Annotated in this window: 24 protein-coding genes; 18 read left to right on the top strand and 6 right to left on the bottom strand. The window is 47.3% G+C overall.

Annotated elements, in window-relative coordinates:
* Nucleotides 1–13: 13 nt before the first annotated feature.
* Both KGF65_RS07565 and KGF65_RS07560 read left to right on the top strand, forming a co-directional pair.
* A complete protein-coding gene (locus KGF65_RS07565; protein ID WP_003639677.1) occupies nucleotides 14–340 on the top strand; it encodes a PTS sugar transporter subunit IIB in 327 nt (108 codons plus the stop codon).
* 704 nt (nucleotides 341–1,044) lie between these two features.
* Nucleotides 1,045–1,491 carry a PTS glucose transporter subunit IIA gene (locus KGF65_RS07560; RefSeq protein WP_088770748.1) on the top strand — a complete coding sequence of 149 codons (447 nt, stop codon included), beginning with the start codon at nucleotides 1,045–1,047 and terminating at the stop codon, nucleotides 1,489–1,491.
* Nucleotides 1,492–1,650: 159 nt separating this feature from the next.
* Here the strand turns inward: KGF65_RS07560 and KGF65_RS07555 are convergent, their stop codons facing one another.
* Complete coding sequence (locus KGF65_RS07555; RefSeq protein WP_216748222.1) at nucleotides 1,651–2,475, bottom strand: helix-turn-helix domain-containing protein; 825 nt, start codon at nucleotides 2,473–2,475, stop codon at nucleotides 1,651–1,653.
* A gap of 182 nt (nucleotides 2,476–2,657) precedes the next feature.
* The gene (locus tag KGF65_RS07550) at nucleotides 2,658–2,972 is read right to left on the bottom strand and encodes a hypothetical protein (RefSeq protein ID WP_050340138.1); all 315 of its coding nucleotides are present in this window, start codon (nucleotides 2,970–2,972) and stop codon (nucleotides 2,658–2,660) included.
* Between the two features lie 404 nt (nucleotides 2,973–3,376).
* Here KGF65_RS07550 and KGF65_RS07545 point away from each other — a divergent pair, with 404 nt between their 5' ends.
* From KGF65_RS07545 to KGF65_RS17025, 7 genes are all read left to right on the top strand, one after another.
* The gene (locus tag KGF65_RS07545; RefSeq protein ID WP_101872896.1) at nucleotides 3,377–4,222 is read left to right on the top strand and encodes a metallophosphoesterase; all 846 of its coding nucleotides are present in this window, start codon (nucleotides 3,377–3,379) and stop codon (nucleotides 4,220–4,222) included.
* Between the two features lie 62 nt (nucleotides 4,223–4,284).
* The gene (locus KGF65_RS07540) at nucleotides 4,285–4,650 is read left to right on the top strand and encodes a hypothetical protein (RefSeq protein ID WP_101872897.1); all 366 of its coding nucleotides are present in this window, start codon (nucleotides 4,285–4,287) and stop codon (nucleotides 4,648–4,650) included.
* Between the two features lie 288 nt (nucleotides 4,651–4,938).
* Nucleotides 4,939–8,286 (top strand): LamG-like jellyroll fold domain-containing protein, encoded by a 3,348-nt coding sequence (locus KGF65_RS07535; protein WP_216748905.1) that lies wholly within the window; start codon nucleotides 4,939–4,941, stop codon nucleotides 8,284–8,286.
* A 422-nt stretch (nucleotides 8,287–8,708) separates the two neighbouring features.
* The gene (locus KGF65_RS07530) at nucleotides 8,709–10,712 is read left to right on the top strand and encodes an ATP-binding cassette domain-containing protein (protein ID WP_216748224.1); all 2,004 of its coding nucleotides are present in this window, start codon (nucleotides 8,709–8,711) and stop codon (nucleotides 10,710–10,712) included.
* Nucleotides 10,713–11,086: 374 nt separating this feature from the next.
* Entirely contained in the window at nucleotides 11,087–11,650 is a 564-nt protein-coding gene (locus KGF65_RS07525) for a cadmium resistance transporter (protein WP_050340143.1), read from the top strand.
* A gap of 23 nt (nucleotides 11,651–11,673) precedes the next feature.
* Entirely contained in the window at nucleotides 11,674–11,988 is a 315-nt protein-coding gene (locus KGF65_RS07520) for a helix-turn-helix transcriptional regulator (protein ID WP_088770753.1), read from the top strand.
* Nucleotides 11,989–11,999: 11 nt separating this feature from the next.
* Nucleotides 12,000–12,614 carry a VTT domain-containing protein gene (locus KGF65_RS17025; protein WP_313819540.1) on the top strand — a complete coding sequence of 205 codons (615 nt, stop codon included), beginning with the start codon at nucleotides 12,000–12,002 and terminating at the stop codon, nucleotides 12,612–12,614.
* A gap of 250 nt (nucleotides 12,615–12,864) precedes the next feature.
* Here the strand turns inward: KGF65_RS17025 and KGF65_RS07510 are convergent, their stop codons facing one another.
* The 3 genes from KGF65_RS07510 to KGF65_RS07500 form a co-directional block, all read right to left on the bottom strand.
* Nucleotides 12,865–13,101: a hypothetical protein gene (locus KGF65_RS07510; RefSeq protein WP_253954392.1), complete on the bottom strand. Its 237-nt coding sequence runs from the start codon at nucleotides 13,099–13,101 to the stop codon at nucleotides 12,865–12,867.
* Nucleotides 13,102–13,292: 191 nt separating this feature from the next.
* Nucleotides 13,293–13,724, bottom strand: a complete 432-nt coding sequence (locus KGF65_RS07505; RefSeq protein ID WP_050340147.1) for a universal stress protein — start codon at nucleotides 13,722–13,724, stop codon at nucleotides 13,293–13,295.
* Nucleotides 13,724–15,316: an Nramp family divalent metal transporter gene (locus tag KGF65_RS07500; protein WP_003639664.1), complete on the bottom strand. Its 1,593-nt coding sequence runs from the start codon at nucleotides 15,314–15,316 to the stop codon at nucleotides 13,724–13,726. Before KGF65_RS07500 ends, KGF65_RS07505 begins: the two co-directional genes overlap by 1 nt.
* Before the next feature lie 440 nt (nucleotides 15,317–15,756).
* Between KGF65_RS07500 and KGF65_RS07495 the strand changes: the two genes are divergently transcribed.
* On the top strand, nucleotides 15,757–16,419 hold the full coding sequence (locus KGF65_RS07495) for a helix-turn-helix domain-containing protein (RefSeq protein WP_101872901.1): 663 nt from the start codon (nucleotides 15,757–15,759) through the stop codon (nucleotides 16,417–16,419).
* Nucleotides 16,420–16,558: 139 nt separating this feature from the next.
* On the opposite strand, the gene KGF65_RS07490 is transcribed toward KGF65_RS07495, so the two are convergent.
* Nucleotides 16,559–17,200, bottom strand: a complete 642-nt coding sequence (locus KGF65_RS07490) for a hypothetical protein (protein WP_105923423.1) — start codon at nucleotides 17,198–17,200, stop codon at nucleotides 16,559–16,561.
* Between the two features lie 244 nt (nucleotides 17,201–17,444).
* Between KGF65_RS07490 and KGF65_RS07485 the strand changes: the two genes are divergently transcribed.
* From KGF65_RS07485 to KGF65_RS07450, 8 genes are all read left to right on the top strand, one after another.
* Nucleotides 17,445–17,915, top strand: a complete 471-nt coding sequence (locus tag KGF65_RS07485; RefSeq protein ID WP_105919638.1) for a GtrA family protein — start codon at nucleotides 17,445–17,447, stop codon at nucleotides 17,913–17,915.
* A 1,202-nt stretch (nucleotides 17,916–19,117) separates the two neighbouring features.
* A complete protein-coding gene (locus KGF65_RS07480; protein ID WP_216748225.1) occupies nucleotides 19,118–19,930 on the top strand; it encodes a matrixin family metalloprotease in 813 nt (270 codons plus the stop codon).
* Nucleotides 19,931–20,019: 89 nt separating this feature from the next.
* Nucleotides 20,020–20,238, top strand: a complete 219-nt coding sequence (locus KGF65_RS07475) for a hypothetical protein (protein WP_003639659.1) — start codon at nucleotides 20,020–20,022, stop codon at nucleotides 20,236–20,238.
* 498 nt (nucleotides 20,239–20,736) lie between these two features.
* Entirely contained in the window at nucleotides 20,737–21,930 is a 1,194-nt protein-coding gene (locus tag KGF65_RS07470) for an ABC transporter substrate-binding protein (RefSeq protein WP_101874285.1), read from the top strand.
* A 27-nt stretch (nucleotides 21,931–21,957) separates the two neighbouring features.
* Nucleotides 21,958–22,836 (top strand): branched-chain amino acid ABC transporter permease, encoded by an 879-nt coding sequence (locus tag KGF65_RS07465; RefSeq protein WP_216748226.1) that lies wholly within the window; start codon nucleotides 21,958–21,960, stop codon nucleotides 22,834–22,836.
* A 13-nt stretch (nucleotides 22,837–22,849) separates the two neighbouring features.
* Nucleotides 22,850–23,812: a branched-chain amino acid ABC transporter permease gene (locus tag KGF65_RS07460; protein WP_056952787.1), complete on the top strand. Its 963-nt coding sequence runs from the start codon at nucleotides 22,850–22,852 to the stop codon at nucleotides 23,810–23,812.
* Nucleotides 23,805–24,584 (top strand): ABC transporter ATP-binding protein, encoded by a 780-nt coding sequence (locus tag KGF65_RS07455; protein ID WP_216748227.1) that lies wholly within the window; start codon nucleotides 23,805–23,807, stop codon nucleotides 24,582–24,584. The genes KGF65_RS07460 and KGF65_RS07455 overlap by 8 nt, the downstream gene beginning before the upstream one ends.
* On the top strand, nucleotides 24,585–25,289 hold the full coding sequence (locus KGF65_RS07450) for an ABC transporter ATP-binding protein (protein ID WP_003639654.1): 705 nt from the start codon (nucleotides 24,585–24,587) through the stop codon (nucleotides 25,287–25,289). It abuts the gene before it with no gap.

Below are 25,289 nucleotides of genomic sequence, written 5' to 3'. Positions count from 1 at the left end.
GAATTAAGTGATTATGGCTGAAAAGATTATCATGTTGGCTTGTTCTGCGGGCATGTCAACCTCACTACTGGTTTCCAAGATGGAAGCAGCTGCAAAGAAGGATGGCGTGGATTACAAGATTTTTGCGACATCCGCGGCGGATATTGACCATCAATTGAGTCAAGATCCCCATCCAGACGTCTTGTTGTTAGGACCACAAGTTCGTTATATGGCGAATGATGTGAAGAAGAAGACGGATAATGCTGGGATTCCGATGGACATCATCAATATGTCAGATTATGGCATGATGAATGGTGAAAACGTCTTACAGGCGGCGGAAAAGTTACTCGGCGATCGATAAACGGGTTTCAACCGGGGAAGTCGATGCAATCGTGAATCACCAACGTGTGCGGTGGTTGCTTTAACTCGATTGCGGCTTGTCCGAGTGATAATCAAACACTAACCAAATCCTAGATCGTTTTGGTTGTGGGTATCACATACCTATATGTTACGAGTCCTCACTGGCGGTGCTGGTGGGGATTTTTTTAGAGTGTGAGGGGCCGCGGGTTGAAGTTGAGCATTGCCTAGCTAAAGGACTGATGCGGTTTTGGCATTAGTCCATTAGCGTAGCAAGCGCAGACTTCAGCGGCCCCGAACACGTTTCGACAGTATTGCAGTGGTGGTCTTCCCAGCTGGCATCGTTGCTAGGCTAACCGGAAGTCCCAGTTCGGCTCGAACACGTTTCAGCCATATCGCAGTGGAAATGCGGTTTGTGCATTAGTCCATTAGCGTAGCAAGCGCAGACTTCAGCGGCCCCGAACACGTTTCGACAGTATTGCAGTGGTGGTCTTCCCAGTCGGCATCGTTGCTAGGCTAACCGGAAGTCCCAGTTCGGCTCGAACACGTTTCGGCCATCAATCAAACAGCGATTTAAACCAAATTAATGATAAGAAACAAAACTTTTTTACAACTTTCCCTTGACCTGAAACCCGTTCGAGCAGTTAGGATAAAGGCAATCAAAGATGGTAGCTGGCCAGCACCATAATCAAATTGGGAGGGCTTATCATGAGTTTATTTTCATTTGGTAAAAAAGTTAAATTGTACGCCCCAGTTGATGGGACGCTGGTAGATTTGTCAACGGTCGCAGCGGATGAGACCGGGTTTGCGGTTACGCCTGACCGTCATCATATTTTTAGTCCGATTACCGGGACGGTCAGTGCACTGATCCCTGAACAACGCGCGATTAAGTTGTCGACTGGCAAGCTCGACGTGTTACTCAAAATGGGGACGAATATGAGTGAAACACCTGCGACCTATGTACACGAGGGCGACCAAGTGACACCGGAAACACCATTAGCTTTCGTTGACCAAGAACAGGCTAACGAGAACAATGAGGATACGACGGTGATGGTGATTGTGGATAACGCGGCTGAACATGCTAAAGGGTTGAAATTATCCACAAGTGGACAAGTCAGTCATGATCAGGAAGTCGCAACCGTTGTGGCTAAGTAGCTTGAGCGGGTATTTCAATCGCGCTGGACATGGCCAACCAACCGTGTTTAGACGGCTTGTTCAGTATCGACGAGCCACAGTGAACAAAGCAATATTAAATGAATAAAACCTGATTTGAAGTGACGATGCGCTTCAAATCAGGTTTTATTTGGATTTCGGTTAATTGGCCGCAGATTTCGGGCCGCTTTGTTCCAACGCGGCAAGTTCAGCTTGATACGCGGCGTTGATTTTGTTCAGTTGTTGGTGAAAGTCTGCAATGAGCTTGTTCATCTGAATTTGATATTTTTCATCTAAGGAGAAGCCATTGCTGGTATTCTTCTGCGGTGTCGTCGTCTGATTCAAGTAGCGCTTATAATCATCATCCGGCTGAAGTTTCTCATATAAGTCCACGTTATCGAGTAAGCGGACGATGCGGTTATATTTACCAGTAAACGTCCGCCGCACGATTTGAATCCGATGGCGATAGACGTAGCAGCCGGCTTGAATGACTTCATCTGGTTCCGGATAGGTAGAACTGTCAGATTCAAAATGGCGTACGACAGCCGGAACGATTTGGTTAATCGCGTAGTTGATGGTCGGTGTAATCAGGGCGGTGGCAATTTTCGTTTGTTGCAACTGGTCCTGTTCAGAGTGCGCGGTTGGTGTGAACACATCACTGGATAAAACGTCGGGATTGGTAGTCGTTAGATCGACGAATTCCCACAATAAGACGTTGAATTCAGAGTGGTTGAGTCCCGTTTCTTTGAAGACCGTCGTGACGTAATCGGTCAGACTGCCGTAGCGAATGTAGTTAACCGGTACCTTAAAGAAGACAGCCAACTTTTCCATCCGTTCAGCGTTTGCCAGCGTACGTCCTTTCTCCCAATCATTGATGGTACTTTTTCCGGCTAAACCAACGGCAGATGCTAGTTCAGCCATACTTAAATTCGCGGTTATCCGGAGTTCGTGAATCCGGTGACCGACTTGTTGTTTATTAATTTGCAACGCAAGTGCCCCCCAGTTTTGACTAACTATAGTTTAACATAGGATATGAATCGCTTTCATGATTATTGCCGATTTCGTCACTGCGACTGGGCCGCAAGTGACGAAAAAAATCCCAGTCCAATTCAGACTGGGACGAACACGATTTTAATGATGGATTCGATTATCGATAGTCGACCGTTTGACTATAGATACTTCTGAACGATTGCCATCAAGGCCGCACTATTGTTGACGGGCCAACCATCAAGCTTGATGTCATACGGCTGACTGGTGCCTGGTGAAATGCGGCCAGGAATCGCAAGTTTTTGATGGTGGTCGTGAATGATCAGTAGAAACGAAGCCGTGTCGCAGAGAATCGTCACGTGCGCTGCCAACCAAGTTCCAAGTAATTGCGTCAGTGGCTGATTCACACGGGCCAGTCCAGGCGTTCCCTCATCAATGACAGCAGACCAGTAGCCGTCCAAGTTAAAATCATGTACTAAGGGTGTCAATTGTTGCATGTTGAAAGCCTCCCCCAAGGTTTAGTCGGATATTAAATCGAGTCGTGCACGTAAAGCAGCTGCTTACGACTGATTGCTCGGCAATGGGCCGATTGTGCTTTTTTTAGACTGACATCGTGTTCAGTCTAAAAAAGCTGACGCTGGTAGCTGCAGATGGCTGTCAATCGTTCGTGGCATCGGTGACTGACTAGACGCCAGCTACGACTGGTTGACCTGTCGTCTGTTCATCATTGCAACGCAAACGTGCACTCGTTATAATTGTTACTTTTAGCATACAAGTAAGCGCTTACTAATGCGAACATTAGCACTTATCCCGCTAGATTAATAAGGTCGCTTTACAGCAACGACTTTAGTCTGCACTCGGCGTATACTAGAAGTAACGATTGGTGAGGGAGTGACGAGTAGTGTTACATCGAATTGCAGTTTTGGCAGATATTCACGGAAATTTGACGGCGTTACAGGCGGTGCTAGCGGATGCCCGGCAGCAGGAGGCCACAGATTATTGGTTTTTGGGCGATTTGTTTTTGCCCGGCCCGGGAGCCCAACAGCTTTATCAAACATTAGCGGACGTTGCACCATCCGTCTGGCTACAGGGTAACTGGGAACAGGGGATTAACGCGATCATGACGGGCACCGGCCGTTTAGAAGAACCGTCAACGATTTATTTTGCCCGGCTGACGGAATACCTGGTCACCCATTTACAGTCGGCGCAGTATGAAGAATTGATTCAGCGACCGATTGCGACTCAGTTAACGCTAAACGGTTTGACGTTCCAATTAGCGCATAATCAGCCAGAACGTTCGACGGGCCACGACCTCTATCCAGCTGGTGAACAGACTAGTTTTGATCATTTAGCGGGGGATGCAGACGTTGCCGTTTATGGGCATACGCATCAACAAGTCATGCGCGTGAGTCAGCGGGGGCAATTGATCATCAATCCGGGCGCCACTGGACAACCGTACAGTCCGTACGCGAAGTTCATGGCGGATCAGCGGGCAAACTATGCGCTGTTGACGGTCACGGATGCGGGACAAATCAGTGCGGAATTTCGCAAAGTGACTTATGGCATTGAACAGGAATTGGCGCTGGCGCGAAAACAAGACTTACCTTATCTGAAATTATATGAACATCTGCGGCATACTGGCTATACGAGCACGCATGATGAGAAATTGTTGAAGCGACTGAACGACGAGTACGGCTATCAAGCAGTCGTCCAAAAGTTTTTTGGCCCCCAGCGTGACAATCAGTAGCGAGCGTCTTCGTTAACTTCTATAATAGAAGGGACAGTTGTGACAAAACGAGGAGGAATTTCATGAATTTTGCACCATCCGAGTGGTTTGGATTTAATCGCCGCGTCAAACACGATATGACGTTCACAAAAACGATCAATGGTGAGACGAGTACCAAAAAAGTGTACGCCCGGTTTAATGTGTGGGCACTATTGTTCACTTGGTTCTATGCGCTGTTCAGTGTTCGTTGTCGGACGCCATTTATCGCGCTGAAAACGGCCGTGCCGTTCTTAGGAATGGTCTTACTAAACATGGTTGTTCAGTTATTTTTCACTGAACAAATCGCATTATCAATTAATCTACTAGGCGACATTTGGTATGGGTTTATGTTTGAAACTTGGTTCCGCAACCAATTGATTGCTAATGGTTACCAGGAAGTCGCTCAATAATAACCTGATTAGGCATGGCTCAATTGTCGGGCAAACCTGCCAACTGATAAAACTGAAAAAATCGTTTCAAGAATCCAGACAGCATTTTTGAAACGATTTTTTAGTTGTATCGAAAGGTATCACGAGCTATTTTGCATGACGGTCCACTGAAGTTTCGGATTTTAGTTGCGTCTACACACAAATAATATCGTTTCTTTACAAACCTCTGTCTAAACACTTTACATTAGTTAACTATGCTTAATATTGCAGTTAGTTTTACTATAAAAAATGTGGAGTGATAATTTAGTAATGAAGCCGCGTGTTTTAACGACCTTATTCGTATGTACTGCAATTTTAACGACCACGGTGAGTCCAGCGATTGCCGCTGTGACCCCCGTGGATACGCCAAGTGAGCAAGTCGCTGTTCCGGCTGCGAACGTTACGGTGCCAACCCCGATCGTCGATTTAGGAGTGCAAAATCGGCAACTGGTAGACCATGCTGGTAAGACGCAATGGCAATTGGTGGGCCAACCGTCAGTGACCAAGACGCCAGAATTTGATGATCAAGTCTTGAATTTTGATGGCAAATCCGCGTTTTACACCACTTTCACGGATGACCAATTCCGTCAAATCCAGGGTGGTATGGCGATTGAAGCCTACTTCAAATATGACCCAGCCGCTGATGCCGGGCACGAACATGAGATTTTCTCGAGCCAACAAGGTGGTGGCCTCGGCCTGGGCGTTGAAAATAATCAAGTGATTTTCTATGCCCATGATGGTGCCGGCTACAAAACGCCTAAAGGGCTGCTGCATAAGGGCCAGTGGGTGCATGCGGTCGGTGTGATTGATAAAAATAAGACGGCGAGTCTGTATCTTGATGGCAAATTGGTGCAACAAGTGGCCATGCCGGGTGATTTGAAGCTGGCACAAAATACCAAGGATTTCGTCCTAGGTGGCGATGCCGCACCTGGCTCACACGTGCAGTCGATGATGACGGGGCAAATCAAGCAGGCCCGGTTGTATGACCAAGTACTCACTCCTGAACAAGTCAGCCAATTGAACGATCAAGCGCAACAGGGCAAGCATGCAGTAGCGCCCGTTGAACAGTCTGTAGCGACGCGTTTGGTAGGAGCGAAGCGCATTGCAGCAGGCCATACTTATGGGCTGAATGTACACGCCCGGCAACTAAAGGCAACGCCAGCGCAACCGTTGACCATCGATGTGGTTTATGATGCCAACAAGTTCGATTATGTCGGTGCTGAACGACTATTGCAAGGCAATCAGACGCAGGTACAACTCGTTCAGCCGGGACGGGTCCGCGTGACGACGACCGCTAATTTGTCGACGGCTGATTTCAAGAAATACGCTCAGACTCGACTGGCGCACCTCAATTTAAAGGCCAAAACAGCGGGTGAGACGCAAATTCAATTGGAACAAACCACCAAAAACACGACGGTTCAATTAGGACCCGCACAATCTGTTGAAGTTCAAGGAAAATACGCCCTCGATTACAATGGTGACGGTATTATTGGGGTCGGAGACGTGGCCTTAGCTTCCGCAACTGACCAAGTCGCTGCCGCCAAACAGGCTGAAATCAAGCCGTATAAACACGTGGTCGTTTTGACGACGGACGGTGGTGGTAACCCCTGGGATCCAAAGGGGATGTACTATGCGCAAGGGACCAAAACACCCGCATGGACGACTGACCCGGTCATTATGAAGAAGCGTCGCAACACGTACACGATGGATTTATTCAATAAACAGTTTGCGATGAGCACGTCTGCGCGGGCAGTTTCGCCAGCAATTTCAGCTCAAAACTACATTTCTATGCTGCATGGACGGCCATGGGACACGTTACCTAAGGAATACCAAGGCACTAACGGGTCAATGGGACAAGAATACTTTGCTGATTTTGATAAACCACAAGCGTTGTTCCCGTCCGTCTTCAAGATGCTTCAAGCTGAGAACCCAACTCGTGGCGCCGCGGCCTTTTCAGAGTGGGGCCCAATCGTGAACAGTATTGTTGAACCAGATGCAGCTGTGATGACCAAGCAGTCCGCTTCGTTGAAATCCTTTGACGATGTCGCCAACTACATCGGCTCATCTGAGTTTAAGAACACTGGTCTAGTGTACATGCAAAGTGATTACATGGATGGTCAGGGCCATAGTCGTGGCTGGTATAACGATAATTATTGGGATAAGTACGCGCAATATGACGGCTTATTCAAGCGCGTCATGGACAAGCTAGAAGCAACCGGGCACATCCATGATACGTTAGTGATTGCTAACGCGGACCACGGTGGCGCCGGGACCAACCATGGCGGCTGGGATGAATATAACCGCAGCATCTTCATGGCCCTTGGTGGCGAAACGGTGGATAGTGGTCGCCGACTACACGGCGGTAGCAACGCGGATGTGAGTGCGCTGATTTTAAACGCCTTGCAAGTACCACAAGCCCCACAAATGTTCGACAGTCAGGTCTTTGACACGTCAGCCTTCCTCAAGCAAACGGAGCTGACGAAGAAACACCGCGCGGTTGAAACACTGAAATTGAGTCGCAACGACCACGAAGCACAAGTGCAAGTAATGAATGCTCAAAAGCGGCAACTTACCGCGTTTGATTTGCAATTCGACCTCGCTGGCCGTGACGTTGCGGACGTTCAGGTTCCAACGGGTGTCAAAATTTTACGCCGAACGGTGGCTAACGGACAATTACGTTTGACCGTCAGTGCGAGTCAACCCGTGACGAATCTGGTAACGATCAAGTTAGTGCCAAGCAAGGCCAAAGCAGCCAAGACGATCATGTTAAGCCAAGCGATGGCGGCAACCGCCGATGGAACAGAAGTCTTGGTCGACCTTGACAACGATAATCCGTTAACGACGCCAGTTAAACCGGATGAAAATGGTTCAAGCGCCACTAAACCAGATGGTAACGGCAATACTGTAGTTAAACCGGACGAAAATGGTTCAAGCACCACTAAACCAGATGGTAACGGCAATACTGTAGTTAAACCGGACGAAAATGGTTCAAGCACCACTAAACCAGATGGTAACGACAATACGATAGTAAAGCCGGATGAAAATGGTTCAAGTGACACTAAACCTGATGGTAACGACAATACGATAGTAAAGCCGGATGAAAATGGTTCAAGTGGCACTAAACCTGGTGGCAACGGTAATACTGTAGTTAAACCGGACGAAAATGGTCCAAGTACCACTAAACCTGGTGGTAACGACAATACGACAGTTAAGCCTGACGGAAATGGTTCAAGTGCCACGAAGCCTGGTAACAACGGTAATACCGATGAGAAGCAACATGGCAGTGAGTCAAATACCGAAAAGCCAAATGGCAACGGCAATACCGTTGTTAAGCCAGATGACCACAAGTCAAATGCCGATAAACCCGATGGTAACGCCAATACGCCGGCTAAACCTGGCAAAGGTGGAGATGGCACGTCAACGGCCAGCACTAATAGGACGACCTTACCTGAAACGAATACTGCGACTAACGCAACGCATTCGACCACGAAGCCCCATCATGGTAGCTGGTTACCACAAACCGGTGAAGCGATTCAACGTTGGTTGGCAGTTGCAGGTAGTCTCTTACTAATGATTACCGGTGGCTTAGCCGTTTGGTGGCGGAAGCGTCACGCCTAGCGTAGATTAACAATGCCACAGTGATTTAAATTGTACGATGTCGACAAGGGCAGTTCTGAAAAACGAGAGTTCGTTTCAGAACTGCCCTTTTGTACACAAGCTAGTTAAGTAGTAGGCGGACTAAACGTCTGATTGCTAGCTATCGGAACGGGTCATGTGACTGACTAGGGGGAGACACACTCGCAAGACTAGTTGATGGTGCTTACGTGTCTCGAATTATAAAAATTGTTAGTATTTTAGTTAGATTTCGTTGCAATAAACTAACTAACGTGCTATGCTAAGTTCCAATTAAATTGACGCGTTAGGGTGTTGCCAAAGCGTAATCTCTGGTAAACTTAATGACCAATAGTCACAGTTTAAGTCTTGTTACATCACAAGACTGTTGGTGCACATGACAGTGAAGTAAGGTAGGGTGAATTAGCGTGAGTTACTTAGAATTAAAGGATATTCACAAAGCCTATTATTTAGGTAAACAAGCCTTCCCAGTTTTGAATGGGATTAATTTAACTTTCGAACGTGGCGAGTTCGTGGCAATTTTAGGTGAATCTGGTGGCGGGAAGTCAACGCTGATGAACATCATCGGTGGGCTGGACCGGCAATTTGAAGGCCAAGTCTTGCTTCAAGGGACCGCGTTGGATCATCACCAAGAAAAACAAATGGACCAGTATCGCCGAGAAACCATCGGCTATATTTATCAGTCCTATAATTTGATCAATCACTTGTCGGTTTTAGATAACGTTTTGATTTCATTGGATATGACCAAGCTCAATCGTGCTGCACGTGAACAACGGGCCAAGGAATTGTTGGCGAAGGTCGGATTGACTGATCAAATCAAGAAGTATCCGAACCAGTTGTCTGGTGGGCAGAAACAACGGGTCGCAATTGCCCGGGCACTCGCTAGTGACCCGCAAATCATTATTGCGGATGAACCGACTGGGGCGCTGGATTCTGAAAATACGGCGGATGTGCTGAAATTGTTGGACCAAATTGCAGAAGAGGGCCGGTTAGTGATTTGCGTGACCCACTCTGAGGATGTTGCCAACGCCGGGACGCGCATCGTTCGATTAGCGGATGGCCAGATTACATCGGATGACCGGATCAAAGCCGCCTATCCAGTTGACGAAAATCGGCAACAAATTCCTGCGCGCAAGTTGCCATGGTACGTACCGATGAGTACGGCGTTTAAGCACTTACGCTACACCTGGACTTGGAACCTAATCATTATTATTGGGACGGCCATTGGGCTATTTGCGGTGATGCTATTCAACGGCCTAGGCAACGGGCTCAAAGGCTATATCAACCAAGAAATCAATGATATGGTCAATCCGCGGGTCGTGACGGTCAGTCGGTATCAGAAGACGAGCCAAAACCAACGTGGTGGCGGCGCCCAAGCTAATAATCAGCAGGCCGCCGCAATGGGGGCCAGTTCGACGACCACTAGTCAACCGACCTTTAGTAGCACACAATTAGCACAGTTGAAGAAGGTTAAACACGTTCAGACGGTTCAACCAATTATTAGTGCAAGCAACGCGACGCTGTCAATTGGATCAAAAGACTATACGGCATCTACGCTGACAACTTGGACGGCTTCCAACCGGAAATCCATTATTAAAGCGGGTCATACGGCTGGTAAGAATGAAATTGTCGTTGATAAAGACACGGTTGCCAAGAAGTGGTCGTCTAAGAATTGGAAGGACTTAGTTGGTAAGAAAGTTACCGTCTCCTTCCAGACGACCAATGCCAGTGGCAAGTCAGTAACCGTCAAGCAACAGTTAACCGTTGCGGGAATCACTGAAAGCACGACTGGTGGTGCGGTCAATGCGGTTTCGTACGCTACCATGAAGGCGATGCGTTCGTCGAAAGATTTGAGCACGAAACCGACTTCTGTCGCGGTTAAAGTCGATTCTCGAAACCACAATGACGCGGTCACGAAGCAAATCAACAAGCTCAAAACTGACGGTAAGCGAACTTATCGGGCCACGAGTATTGCCAGCATGCTAGACACCGTCAACACGTACGTCAACTTAGCGACGACCATTTTGGCTGCGATTGCGGGTATCTCATTACTCGTTTCAGCGTTGATGATCATCGTGACGATGTTCATGTCCGTTAGTGCCCGTAAAAAGGAAATTGGGATTTTACGTGCACTCGGTGAAAGTCGGGGCGATATCCGCCACTTGTTCACGAGCGAATCGCTCATTATTGGGGTCATCAGTGCATTGCTCGCCACGGGGATTGCCTATGGTGTCGGAGCCGCGCTGAATAAAGTCCTCTATCAAATCGCCAGTTACAATATGATAGAAATTCATCTCGGCAATGTTGTTTCGACCTTTATCATCGCCCTAGTAATCGCGCTATTAGCGGCAATTCTACCGGCATGGCGCGCTGCTCGCTTGAATCCAATCGATGCGTTAGCCGCAGATTAGTGCTTAATGCTGACTGGGTAAGAATGTGACAAACTTGGTCGCAATATGAAACGATGCTAATGTGTCAGGGCGTATGATTGCTGGTATGGCCTGTCAACCCAGCAAAGTTTCCAAGATGCACCTTGATTAGCTCATTATTTGAAGATAACCATCAAAATTAACGTTGATCTGCTAGTCAGCAGTCAACCAGAAGACGTCCGCCATTGCGGGCTAAGCACCTGCTTAGTCTCATTGGTGGGCGTTTTTTTCGTGGTGCGGGTGTTTGATTGTGGACTGACTAGTAACTATTTACTTTTCAGTTGGGTGCAGTTTTTACTTTACATATGTCGATTTTGACATATAATGAAGTCAACAATAAAAGAGTGGGTGATGGGATGCACTATGGGATTTTAGCGATAACTTTTTTGAGCGTTAATTTGGACTTCTTCTTTATGTTGGTGTTTTTACTCAAAAAATACCGGTTATCGCAGGTTATTTGGGGTTATTTCCTGGGAAATATGATTTTACTGACAGCGAGTTTCTTTATCGGTCGGACGTTAACGTTGTTCTTGCCGGAATGGTTGCTCGGTGTGTTGGGGATTTTGCCAATCTGGCTGGCGTTCCATGACGATGATGACGAGCAAGCGGACCGTTCTGGTCGATCGCCAGTGTTGAACGTGCTGGTAACGTATTTGGCGGTATGTGCGGGCTGTAATTTATCGATTTTCTTGCCGGTCCTCGTTGGCGAGAGCATGGCGCATTTCTTGATGACGTTAGTTTTTATTGGCGTGTTAACGGTGCTAGTGGTGATTATTATTAAACAAGTGGCGACATTGCCAGTCGTTCAACGAGTGATCACGGCACACGGTGAACGGTTGATGAAGATTTGTTATGTGTTGATTGGCTGCTACGTTTTCTGGGATAGTGGCCTAATCAGTCACTTGTTAGCACTGTGGTGATAACTGGGAACGGAGGTCCATGGATGGAAGTTAGCGATCAACTATTAGCCGAAGCCGCTAAAATCTATAAGGTACTCGGCAATGTGAATCGGATCAAAATATTGCGCTTTTTAGAACGGCACGAAGCGGATGTGACGGCCATCGTGAGTCACGTGCAACTGCCACAACCACAAGTTTCTCACCAATTAGCGATTTTATTTCAGTATCAATTGGTGTCTAAGACTAAGCGCGGCAAGCACGTTTACTATTGCTTAGATGACCCCCATATTTTAGAAATGGTGGATGCCATGATTGGGCACGTGGCGCATGAGATCAAGCATGAGCCCCATCACGATTAGCGGAGGATAATGTGAAAGTTAAATTAACGAAACGGCAACTGATTGTCGGCGCTGCGCTACTCGCGCTGCTACTGATTGGGCTATTAGTCTATCGCTATCATGGTACCTGGGAGCTCGTTCAACACCGGGTCTTCAACCAAGATGCGCTAGTCGCACAAGTGCGGCGACATCGCGCCGTAGACATTGGGTTAGTGGTACCCTTATTGATTTGTTTTTCAATTATTCCGGGCGCACCCGTTGCGACGATCAGTGTCGTCGCCGGAATTTGTTTTGGCAAAGGACTCGGTGCTGTCCTGAATATTATCGGGATTACGCTGGGAAATTTGATTGCACAGCGGTTCTTCGGCCGGGTGACTGCTCATCGGACGCAAAAATCGTCAAAAATCGTGACTGCGATCGGTAACATGCGGCATCCGCTACTCGGCGTCATAATTGGCTACACCGTCCCGTTTATTCCGACCTCGTTGGTGAGCTTGGCTGCTGTCGAAACAGCGGTGACACGACGACAATTAGCGTGGGCGACGCTAGTAGGGAGTATGCCGACCGCCATTATTTATGCCTGGGGTGGCGATGAATTAATCAAGGCTCATTTTATTAGTGGGCTTACTATGGCAGATTCACCATGACCGCCGGCGCGCGCCAGTATCGGATGAAGAAGTGTAGTTAAGTGCTGACATCCGGCAGCAATCGCTAATGGCCAGCGGCACCACCAACTGCAGGTGATGGGCCGTTTTGCCAGCTGCAACGGACAAGCAACACCACAATCGAATCGATTCAAATAAGCGTTTCAAGAATGGTAGGTTCATTCCTGAAACGCTTATTTGCGTGCTAATGACAATTATTATGAGGCAACTGGTTGTGATGGCTTGAGTTGACTCATTGTTGTGGTGTTAGTTGAATCGTTTTAAGGGGCTCGAAGTGTTCAGAGAGTTCTGAACTAGGGTCTGCTTGAAAAATGTCGACGGTCGCGTCCGCTAAGTTCAGCCGATAAACGCGCCGGTCGTGCGGACTGTCAACAAAGATGGTGGTAGAAGTGAAGGGCCGCCAAGTAAATTGGGTTGCTGGTAATAGATGCAATTGTTCTAAATCTTCGTAGGTCTCGTTAGGTGTCATGATCAAATACCCCCTTCACCATCTATTATAGTAGGTTAAGGTGAATAGTAAAATAAAGTTATGCTATCCTAAAAAATAAATCTGTAAAATAAAAGCGACCCACACAGATGTGAGTCGCCGCTTTTGTCAGCAAATAATGCTGTATTTTTAAAGAACTGATTCAATGTTCTGAATTAGCAACACTGGTTGGATTAACGAATGACCAGTACCGAAACGGGGGCGTATTTGGCCATGTAAGCGGCTTGGCTCCCAAAGTGCTTGGCAATACCCTTCTTCGCTAATGAACCAATGATGAGTAAATCAGGTTGAACGTGTGGAATGACTTCCTTAACGATCGTCTCACCAGGTTCACCTTCCGCAATCATTGAGCGAACCTTGGTCACACCAGCTTCTTGAGCTTGTTGCTGGTATTTTAAGATGTGTTGCTCTAATTCCTTGCGTTCGCCGTGCACGTAATCTTTGCTTAAGGCTTGGTAGACGTTCATTTCGTCGTTTTCCAGAATCGAAATGATGACTAGTTCAGCATCATCTTGTTTAGCCTGATGAATCGCATAGTCGAAGGCGAGTAGGGCGTCAGCCGAATCATCGACACCGACTAAGATTCGTTTGAATTTGGTTGCCATTATTTGTCAGCCTCCTTAGCCGCTGCGGCGAGTTGTTGTGCGACGTAACGCTTGTTGCCGCGTTGTAAGTCGAAAATCGTCCATGCAAGTAGCGCTAAGATGGCAACGATTAAGACGTAAGCTAAAATCTTAGAGAAGGTTTGTTCGCCGGCAGATGGATTGTCACCGAAGAAGCCCAGAATTGAATCCGGTAACCCTAATAGGTTCAAGAAGGTTAAACCGATAACTGATAACCAGCCAAATCCTTTGATCCAGAGCGAGTTCTTGAAACGTTTGCCCATTTCAGCCGCACTGTCGGTCATCATGAGTAATGGCAGCATGGAGAATGGTAAGGCAAAGGCCAGGAACACTTGCGAATTATTCATCAGATTATTCAGCGCGGTATGTTCATCAATTGCACTCTTGCCGCTAGTCAACAGCACGCAAATCAGCACTGGAATCACAGAAATCAACCGAGTAACTAACCGCCGTAACCAGAGTGGCATCCGCATGTGAACGAAACCTTCCATAATCACTTGCCCAGTCAACGTCCCGGTAATCGTGGAGTTTTGACCTGAAGCAAGCAACGCGATCGCAAACAAGGCTGATAAAGCACCGGATTTAGCGACACTAATCAAAATCCCATTGCTGAGCATTGAGGTGTTCGATAGCGCTTCGTAAAGCCCGAAGAATGAAGGATCCTTAACGGCACCACTCTTGAAAACGGCAACCCCCATGATTAGTAGGAGTGAGTTAACGATGAAAGCGAAGGATAATTGAATGTTGGAATCCCAAGCGGCAAACTTAACAGTCCGAGCAACATCTTCTTCATCATTGTGATCAATCTTCCGCGTTTGTGAAATGGCAGAGTGCAAGTACAGGTTATGCGGCATAACGGTCGCCCCGATAATCCCAAGAGCACCAGATAGTGGCGTCATCCCGTTAACCGTCCGGCCAGTCGAGAAGGTGTCAGCAGTTGGAACTAAGCCCTTGATGACACCGCCCCAGTCTGGGTTGGATAAAGCGACTTGATAGACGAAAACGAATAAAATGACGAGAATCAAGCAAACAACGATGGCTTCGATCTTTCGGAAACCGATTTTGGTCAATAATAGCAAAACTAAAACGTCTAAGACGGTAATAAATACCGCGATAACTAATGGAATATTGAATAATAAATACAGGGCGATAGCAGCACCGATAACTTCCGCAATATCAGTTGCCATAATCGCTAATTCAGTTAAGATCCACAAAACGATTCCGAGTGACCGACTCGTCCGGGCACGAATGGCTTGGGCCAGGTCCATCTGACTCACGATACCAAGTTTAGCTGCCATGTATTGAAGCAACATCGCAATCAAACTTGAAATCAAGATGACAGACATCAACATGTATTGGTAGTTTTGACCACCAGTGATTGAAGTGGACCAATTACCGGGATCCATATAACCAACTGCGACTAAGGCACCAGGCCCAGAGTAGGCAAACAAGGTTTTCCAGAAACTCAGATTCTTAGGAACCTCGATTGTCCCGTTGATTTCCTCTAGTGAGGGGCCGTTCGCATATTCAATCAGTTTATGCTTCCGGTTTGGGGTGTTCGTCTTTTCGCTCAATTAAAAGACCACCTTTCTATTTGTATAAATCTTTGAGCCGTTGTCATTGTACAATAAATAAAAGTAAATGGAAATACTTTTTTAGGTGCACCTACAAAAATATCAAACCGTTTTAATTCGAATGGTAACAACAGTTAACTATTATTTTAATGGCATCAAAGGCTGACTAATTGGCGATGAAAACGGTTCACATTTCGGCCCCGATTTAGTGCCATATTCGGCCACAGAAAAATTTTAGCGGAAGACGAGATTGAAAAATCCGCTATGGAAACGCTATGGTCCGTTTGTTAAGTGGCGATTCACCTCTTCAAGTCGGGCAGTTACGGCCGATATTAATTTAAACGTGACTGGTCATAAAGCCCGGCCTTATCAGGATGCTAAGAAGCTTAGCTTGTCTTTTGACGGGTGACTGGTACGATATCAACATGGGAGGTACGGGGATGAGTTTTGGCGAGAATTTTAAGTTTGTTCGGCAACAGAAGCACTTAACGCAAGCAGCGGTTGCTGAAGAATTACACGTGGCACGACAGACGATTTCCAGCTGGGAAAATGGCCGTTCATATCCGGATATTGGCATGTTAGTTCAGATTAGTACGGTCTACGATTTGTCACTCGATTATTTATTGAAGGAAGATTTGAGTATGTTAAAACATTATGAAGTACAAACGACTACGAGTCGGCGGCAACAACGACTGTTGTCAGTGGGTTATGGGATTAATCTGGGATTGTTGGTTGTGAGTTACTGTTTACATTTTTTACAAATCGATAGTTCATTTAGCGAGTTAATCTCAGTTGCGCTAATCGTCATGACCTTTACGCTATTACTGAATTATCCGCACTTTGATGAGTGGACGACGACTAAGCGCGAAGGGTGGACCTTGTTTGGCTTAATTATGATGTTATTCGCATTGAATCTTGCACTGGAATGGCCAGATATCGCCACGGCACTACCATCGGCCAGCGCTGTCGCACACACGCCATCAGCGGCCTTGGCTGGAGAGGCTAGTGGCTTTTTGTTTGGCGTAGTATGGCACCAATTTGTTTGGACGATGGCGGCCTTAATGGCGATTGAAATTCCGTTTCAGCGTCTAAAGCGCGCGTGATATATCAAACAGCCTGACATCCGGGTAGGAGATGTTAGGCTGTTTTTAACTTGGACTGCTATTCAAAACGACAGTGGGTGTGGTGTCGAGATTGACAAGTCACTGATAGATGACATTTAGGTGAACATTGTTCGATCGTTTAGTTACGGTGATGCGTACGCGTTCTGAAGACCGCTTGACGGACGGCAGGTGACCGGTGCGCAAGCCAGAGTGTGTATGCCAAACTGGTTGCGCCGGTCAATGCCCAAAGGGTCCAACTCGTGTGGCGGCCGCTTTCAGAAAAACGATAAATTGAGCTGAGGTCTGCGAAGACTTCTTTCAAGAATTCATTATTGATGGTTGCCCAGGAGAGTTCCTCATGAAGATAGGCCCATTCGATCACCAACTGCGCGCCTAACGTCAATACCCAGCCAAGCAGGTAGGACCGACCGCCTTGTGCACTGACCGTTGTGGCCCGATTCGTGGTTGGCTGACCGGTGGCTGCTTTTTGGTGTGAGGACGTTTTCACAACGGTTGTAGATTGGGCGTCAGCAGAATGATGCTGGATAGTCGGCTCAATTTTCAATTGCGTGTGACTGGCTTGAAAATAACCAACGACCGTTGCAAACACCAGAATGCCAGCTAGCACGAGGCCGTTGGTGATTGACCACGTGAAAGTCCGGATAAATTGATACAGCATGATGACTGGAATAATCCAGTAGTTCAACCGCGTGATCCGACTGAATTCGAACTGTTCGTGAATGAAATGATAAATGATAAAAATAATCAGTAGTGCAAGCATTGTTAAGCTCCTTACATTTAGTTTCAGCTAACGATGAGAGTAGCATGTGTTCTTTCTGGCAGATTGCCCGACATTGCGGGATAATTATCTTGATAGAAATTGGATAGTTGTCATCGCCAATAGTTAACTGCTGTGATAAGATTAAGATGTGTTGAATTTTACTCATTGAATGATAATGATGCAACTTAAAACAAATTATTTCATGATAATGGGGTTTAAGTGAAGAAAGCCAGGTGTGATAATCATGAGTAAATCGAATCAGAATGAAGAAACGGTGACGGATATCCTAGAACCAACGGCAGAATTGGATAAGCAAATTCTATCGCCAGTGAAAGAGACCCGTAATCAAGCGATTCGCTATATTTTATGGGGCTTAATTAGTGTGGCGGTCAATTTTGCCACCTTCTATACAACCTACCATTTAATTGGTTTGGAATATCAGGTCGCTAACGTGATTTCCTGGGTGATCGCCGTGCAAGTCGCCTTTTGGGTCGACCGGCTGAAGGTGTTTGATCACCATTCCAAGTACGTCTTTCGTGAAATGGGCAAGTTTTATGCCACGCGGATCGTGACTTACTTGATTGAAGCCGCAATCTTATGGTTGCTAATGTCTGTCATTGGTAGCTCGGCAGTCCTTGCCAAGATTCTTGGCCAAGCTGGGGCAATTATCGGGAATTTCTTATTCTCGAAATTATATGTTTTCCGAAATAAATAGCAGTCTGGAGGTCACGAAGCACAACTTCGGGCCTTTTTTATTACTGAGACATCCTGGGGCAATAGCTGGAGGTGCATTAGGGATATTTCGTGTCGGAAAGCAGGTACGGATTGTGTTAGTTAATTTGTCATGAATCATGATTAAAGCGTGCTAAGTTGGATTCCTGTTAGTCAGCCGATGCGCGCCCTATTCCGACCTCCGGGGCTGGCTGACAACGCTGGAACAGGGCGGACATCGATTTGAACTCACGCAGCAGCCCACTGCGCAATTTCAAATACGAGTCTTCTTCTAGCCCGGGAAACCCGCCCGGACAAGAAGAATTTCGCCCTTGAGCATTGTCAGCCAGCCCCTCCGGTCGGGGAGCCGCTCGAATGGCGGATGAACGACCACCTAGCTTGGTACAATTGGCCACTGGATATTAGGAGAGTGGTCCTTCATGTGAACTATGGATCAGCATCGATGATAATTCGTCGTATATAACTACTAACGAGACGTCCAGAGATTACTGACCAGTTTTAATGTCTGCCAGTCATAAGCTTATATGATAAAATTGCCAGTCATATCTCATTTGAAACCTTGTTATATCAGCCGATTTAGATAAAATATGAAAACATTTAAGGATGTTGGTGGTTCGTAGAATTAATACACAAGTCTGACAGCTGAAAGACATCATTACGTTTCATTCAGAAACAAAGACCATCTAAGTTCAAGGTTGAGCCGCACATGTCAGCCTTTCGAATACCATCCCGGCTGGAAGGTATTCTGGGCAAGGCCAAGTGGTGAAATTCCACTTAGCAAGCGTTTTTGGCTTGGTTAGTGGAAGACCAGTATTTAAGACGTGGGTTGTCGGCTTAAATCTGTGTCCACCACGTCACGGCCATTGCCCAGAATGCCTGGAAGCCAGCGTAGGACGTCGCCGCAACAGCAGGTTTACGCGAACTCGCACTGCTTCCAGCGGGCTTCAGCTGGCCGCTTTTGACTTAAAAGTTGATACGTCAAAAACGCCAGTCCATCAAGGGATGAACGAATACCTTGGTTAGCCCAACTAATGAGGAAAGCGGATTAAGATTACAACTAGATTGCGGTATTCCTAAATATTCTTAATGATTCGCTAAAACCTGTGTCTAAGGGTGGTGACATGTGGTTTAATTAAGCAATAAATGTCCCCGTCCCATTTTAGAATATTAAGAGGAGCGCGCATAATGCTAAAAAATCTGATTCGTGGGTTGAAAGCACTTTGTTTGATTGGACTGGTCATTTTTGGCTGGCGCCACTATGATACGTTGGCGCCCCGCGCCGTTGCCTTATATCAGACTAGTCAGAAGAACTTGGCAGCAGCCTTATCTGGGGACTTATCAAGCCATCTGTTAGATGCGGATGAGACCAGTGAGACGGCTGACTCGACAACGACTCAGTCATCAGGCGACAGTACGAATAACTCGTCAGCAAGTAGCACGACAAGTACGAGCAGTGCCAGTGAATCCAGTTCAGTGGCGGCTTCGTCATCGACGAGTACCACTGACGCGACACCAATCGAATCAATCGTGCAGAACACGACCCTGAAAAAGACTTATTATTACACATTTTCAAGTAACTTACCGAAAGCGGCTCGCCTAGTCTTTAAAGAAGCGGTCGCCACTTATAACCAGACCGGACTTGTCCACTTAGTTGCGGGCAAGGCGAGCGGCACCCAGAATTCCGTCACTTTTTCAATGTACCACAAGAAGATGTCAGCCGGTTCTACCAGTGTTGAACTTGGTCATGGGGGCCCAGACATCACCAAACAGATCAGTTGGCGTGGCACCCAGTATTGGAATAATGCGACGGCTAGTCTGAATGGCTCGTACTCGTCAGCGTTCAGCAAGTCCGTTGCGGTCCATGAACTCGGACACGCACTGGGATTGGACCACAGTACGTCTAAAGAATCGGTGATGCATCCAATCTCGCAAGGCAAGAGCAGTTTATCGTCAGCTGATATTGCGGCCTTACGAACAATTTACCAAAAGAACGCCTAAGTGAAAAAAGTCAGACAAAATTTAACCATTTTTAAAATGATGACCTATAATTGAGGTGTACCGAAAATTAGAAAGGAAGTTGTTTTAGTATGGCTGCAGCAGTTGAAATGAACAGTATGTTAGACGAACGGATGACGGACGTGTTTGATTGGAGCGATTCCAAGTTACCTGTACGGGATGCAATCTGGAATCACTTTATGGACGCGGATAGTCATGATACTGACAAGACGGCTGACGAAGTAGCGCCTTATATGAGTATGGACGAAGCTAAGCTCAAGAGCGAAGTTGAAAAACTCCTAAAGGCTTAACTAAAATAACGACCATGACGGCCTAATTTTTCGAAGAGAACGGTGACATAATTGTCAGCCGTTCTTTTTTTTCGCATTTTTTTAGCCTTCAAGAAGACCGGCCATGGCGAGGCTGATTTTTAATTAATATAAAAATAATTAAAAAATTCGCTTGACTTATCACCGAAAATTAATTAACCTAAGAAACATCAACCAAACAAAAAAACTTTTTGAAAGCGAGGTGCGTCAACAATGAAAATTCAATCTAACCTAACCAATTTGTTGACGACCCTTGCTGTTCAAAACTTAGCCTTATTATTAACGAAGAAGGACCCGGTCACTTGACCTTGAGTTAAAACTCAAAATTCAAGTGAACTGAGCCCTTCTTTCCCATTGTGGTAATGAGGCTCAGTTCCATGAAAAGGCCTCATTCACTACGGTGGATGAGGCCTTTTTGTGACATAAGGAGGATTGGGGTTTCAACTAGTTTCAATCAAAAAAAGAAAGTGGGAATTGAAAATGAAAACATGGGAAAAACGAACGATGCAGATTGCGGCAGTGGGTGCGATGGCAATGACGTTGGCAGGTTGTGCGACCGCTAAGTCGAATTCTAGTCAAGGAAATAATCCGGGCAAGACGATCAAGATCGGGGTCAACATGGAACTATCAGGCTCCGCTGCCGGTTATGGTGAACAACAGAAGCAAGGAATTCAGTTGGCCGTCAAACAAATCAATAAGCAGGGTGGTATCAAGGTCGGCGGAACCAAGAAGAAGATTCAATTGGTCATTCGCGACAATAAGGCTTCGAACACCACGGCGGCATCAGTGGCTGCGCAATTGGTCAATAACGATAAGGTCGTGGCCGTCGTTGGACCAGCCACCACGAGCGCTGGGACCGCAGCCATTCCGAACATGACTAAGGCTGCCGTGCCGTCCGTGAGTCCTTCAGCGACCGACCCCGATTACACGTTGCAAAAGAGTGGCAAGGTTCAAAAGTACATATTCCGGGCTTGCTATCAGAATAATTTCCAAGGTTCCACTGCCGCCAATTTTGTGACCAAGCAGCTGAAGGCCAAACGCGTCGCAATTTTGACCGATAACTCCAGTGACTACGGGACGGGGTTGACCAAAGCGTTCAAGAAGCAATATAGCGGTACGGTTGTCAGCAGCCAGACCTTCCAGGAAGGCGATAAGGACTTCAACGCCGTTTTGACTTCCCTGAAACATAAGAAAATCGATGCGATTTATGCGCCTGGCTATTATTCCGAAATTGGTCTGATTGTTAAACAAGCACGTCAAGCGGGCATCAAGGTTCCAATCGTCGGTAGTGACGGGATGGCGGATGCGAAGTTGGCCCAAATCGCCGGTAAGTCGAACGCCACCAACGTTTATTACACGACGCCGTTCTCGACTAAGGCGAGTGCAACGAACAAGGTCGCATCGAAGTTCATGAGCGCCTACAAAGCCAAGTATGGTAGCACGGCACCAACCTTCTCCGCGTTGGCTTACGATTCAGTTTACATGATCAAGTCCGCAATCGAAAAAGAGGGTTCAGCGAACTCCGTCAAAATTGCGGATGGCTTGGCCAAACTCAAGAACTTTAAGGGTGTGACTGGGACGACCACGATCGACAAGCAACATAATCCTGAAAAGACGATTTCAATCGAACAGTTGACGAATGGCACGGTCAGCAAGGTTTATAACGTCAAATAGCTTAAGTAAGCGCATGGGGGAACACATATGCAGACATTTGGACAACAACTCATTAACGGCTTATCGCTCGGCAGCATCTATGCGCTGCTAGCGTTGGGCTACACGATGGTCTATGGCATTATCAAATTAATTAACTTCGCGCATGGCGATATTTATATGTTGGGCGCCTTTTGGGGCTATTACAGCCTCAGGTCACTGCACTTTAATTTCTTAGAAGCACTCTGCTCGGCAATGATTATCTGCGCGGTGAGTGGTGTCATCATTGAGTATTTCGCTTATCGACCGCTGCGCCATTCACCGCGAATTACCGCTTTGATTACGGCGATTGGGGTCTCATTCTTACTTGAAAATGGCATGTCCTATTTCGTGGGTGCGAGCGCGCGGTCGTTCCCCCAAGCCATTAAAGTGGTCACCTATCATTGGGGTGGACTGCGAGTCTCTAACGTTCAGTTATTGATTTTAGGAACGGCCTGCTTGCTGATGGTTTTGTTGGAGTTGATTATCAAACGTACCAAGATGGGCATGGCGATGCGGGCCGTGTCAGTTGATCCAGAAGCGGCCCAGTTGGTCGGGATTGATTTGAACCATACGATTTCGTTTACGTTTGCCCTCGGGTCAGCGATGGCCGGTGCGGCGGGCGTGTTGATTGGTCTTTACTACAATTCGATTGACCCTCTGATGGGCATGACATCCGGTATTAAAGCCTTTGTTGCCGCGGTCATTGGTGGCATTGGTTCGGTTCCAGGTGCGTCGATTGGCGGCTTCATCATTGGCATTTTGGAGACGGGCGTTCAAGCAATCGGCTTGTTCGCTTACAAGGATGCGGTCGTCTACTTCGTCCTGATCGTGATTTTGCTCGTTATGCCAGCCGGGATTTTTGGCAAACGAACCAAGGAAAAAGTATAGGAGGCGGCACAACATGAAAGCAAATCTGAAAGCGAATCTCGCTTGGTTAGGCGTGATGGTCGTCGGCTTCGTGGCGATTGACGGCTTCGAATTGATGGGGCTAATTAATTCGTTTATTGAAAACATGCTCGTCACGATTGGCATTAACGTGATTTTGGCAGTTGGACTTAATTTAATTATTGGCTTTGCGGGCCAATTTTCACTTGGTCACGCCGGCTTTATGGCGATTGGTGCCTATGCGACCGGGATTATGACCCAGACGATGGCGACACCCGCAGGCTTCTTCCTGTCGATGGTCGTCGGGGTGGTGATCGCGATTATTGCTGCGATTATTGTCGGTATTCCAACGTTGCGGTTGCGCGGTGATTATCTCGCAATTGCCACGATGGGCGCCGCCGAAATCATTCGCATCTTGATCAACAACTTAAAAATCACGAACGGAGCGGCTGGACTGTTCAATATTCCACCGTTGGCTTCGTGGGCAACGGTTTACGTCATGATGTGTGTGACGACGATCGTAACGGTCAACTTTATTCACAGTCGTGGTGGCCGGGCAGTCATGGCGGTCCGCGACGATGAGTTGGCAGCCGGTGCGATGGGCATTAATACGACCCGTTGGAAGCTCGCGGCCTTCGTCTTTGGCGCCGCCACCGCAGCAATTGGCGGTTCCTTACACGCCGCTTACATTCAAACGATTGCCCCCGGTGACTTCAATATCATGGCATCGATTGCGATTTTGATTATCGTGGTGCTTGGTGGCGTCGGCAGTATTACCGGGACGTTTGTGGCCGCCATCGTCTTGGGAGCCCTGGATACGGTGCTCCAGAACTTTGGGACGATTCGGATGATTATCTATTCACTGGCGCTTATTCTAATAATGATTTTTAAACCAGCAGGCTTGTTAGGCACGTGGGAATTCTCGTTTGACCGCTTGTTTAACCGTCGGCGGAGCAAGGAGGCCATCAATCATGAGTAGTCGATTATTAGATGCACAGGGCTTAGTCAAAAATTTCGGTGGCCTGACCGCGGTCTCGGACGTCTCACTGCATTTTGACCAGGACGAATTGATTGGACTGATCGGGCCAAACGGGGCTGGTAAAACGACGTTGTTCAACTTATTGACTGGTGAAACAAGCGTCAGTGCCGGCAACATCAGCTTTTATACGGATAACGGTGTGGTGGCGTTGACCGGTAAACAACCGGCCGCGATTGCTCGGATTGGGATTTCTCGGACTTTTCAAAATATCCGGGTCTTCAAAGCGATGAGTGTGCTCGATAACGTTCGCATTGCGATGACAAACCATTATCGGGAAGGCTTTACGACCAGTATTCTGCGGTTGCCACACTACTACCGCACTGAACACGCGATGACGGTGGCCGCCCAAGAACTACTCGCGATGTTTGATTTGACCGCCGTAGCCGACCAACCGGCGAAGAACTTGCCTTATGGGATTCAACGCCGTCTTGAAATCGTGCGGGCCTTGGCGACTAAGCCAAAGTTGCTCTTTTTGGATGAACCGGCCGCGGGCATAAATCCCGAAGAAACGGCTGATTTGACCCGCTTGATTCGCCGGATTCAACAGGAATTTCACATCACCGTCGTCTTGATCGAACACGATATGTCACTCGTGATGAACGTCGTCGAACGGCTATACGTGTTGGAACACGGCGCATTACTCGCTACCGGGACGCCGGAAGAGATTCAGCACGATCCAGCAGTCATCAAGGCCTACTTGGGAGGGATGTAAATGCTTGAAGTACAAGATTTAGTCGTGAACTACGGTGCGATTCAGGCGGTCAAGGGCGTTAGTTTTGAAGTCAAACAGGGTGAGATCGTGACCTTAATTGGCGCAAATGGTGCTGGTAAGTCGACGTTGCTGCACACGATTTCGGGATTGATGCGACCAACTAGTGGCACCATCCGGTATTTAGACCAACCCATTCAAAAGACCGCCGCGCCTAAAATCGTGCGGGCCGGCATTTCACAAGTTCCTGAAGGCCGCCACGTGTTCCCTGGATTATCCGTACAAGAAAATCTGCAGATGGGCGCTTTTCTACGTCGTGACCGCCAACAATTAGCGGATGCTTATCAACGGGTCTATGATTATTTCCCCATTTTAAAGAAACGGCGACACCAGGATGCCGCGACGTTATCCGGTGGCGAGCAGCAGATGCTAGCGATGGGTCGCGCGTTAATGGCAGCGCCCAAATTAATGTTGCTCGATGAACCATCAATGGGGTTGGCCCCCATTTTCATTAACGAAATTTTTGAAATTATCAAAGCAATCAATCAGGCTGGTACGACCGTTTTACTGATTGAGCAAAATGCCAATCAGGCGCTAAAAATTGCTGACCGCGGCTACGTCCTGGCTAGTGGACAAGTTAAATTGAGCGGTAAAGGCTCGGAGTTGTTGGCGAATGCGGATGTACAAAAAGCTTATCTAGGGGGTTAA

The sequence above is a fragment of the Lactiplantibacillus sp. 30.2.29 genome (genome assembly GCF_018991255.1).
Classification (GTDB): domain Bacteria; phylum Bacillota; class Bacilli; order Lactobacillales; family Lactobacillaceae; genus Lactiplantibacillus; species Lactiplantibacillus pentosus.
Note: the sequence above shows the minus strand (reverse complement) of the source record. Positions and strands in the feature narration are given on the sequence as shown.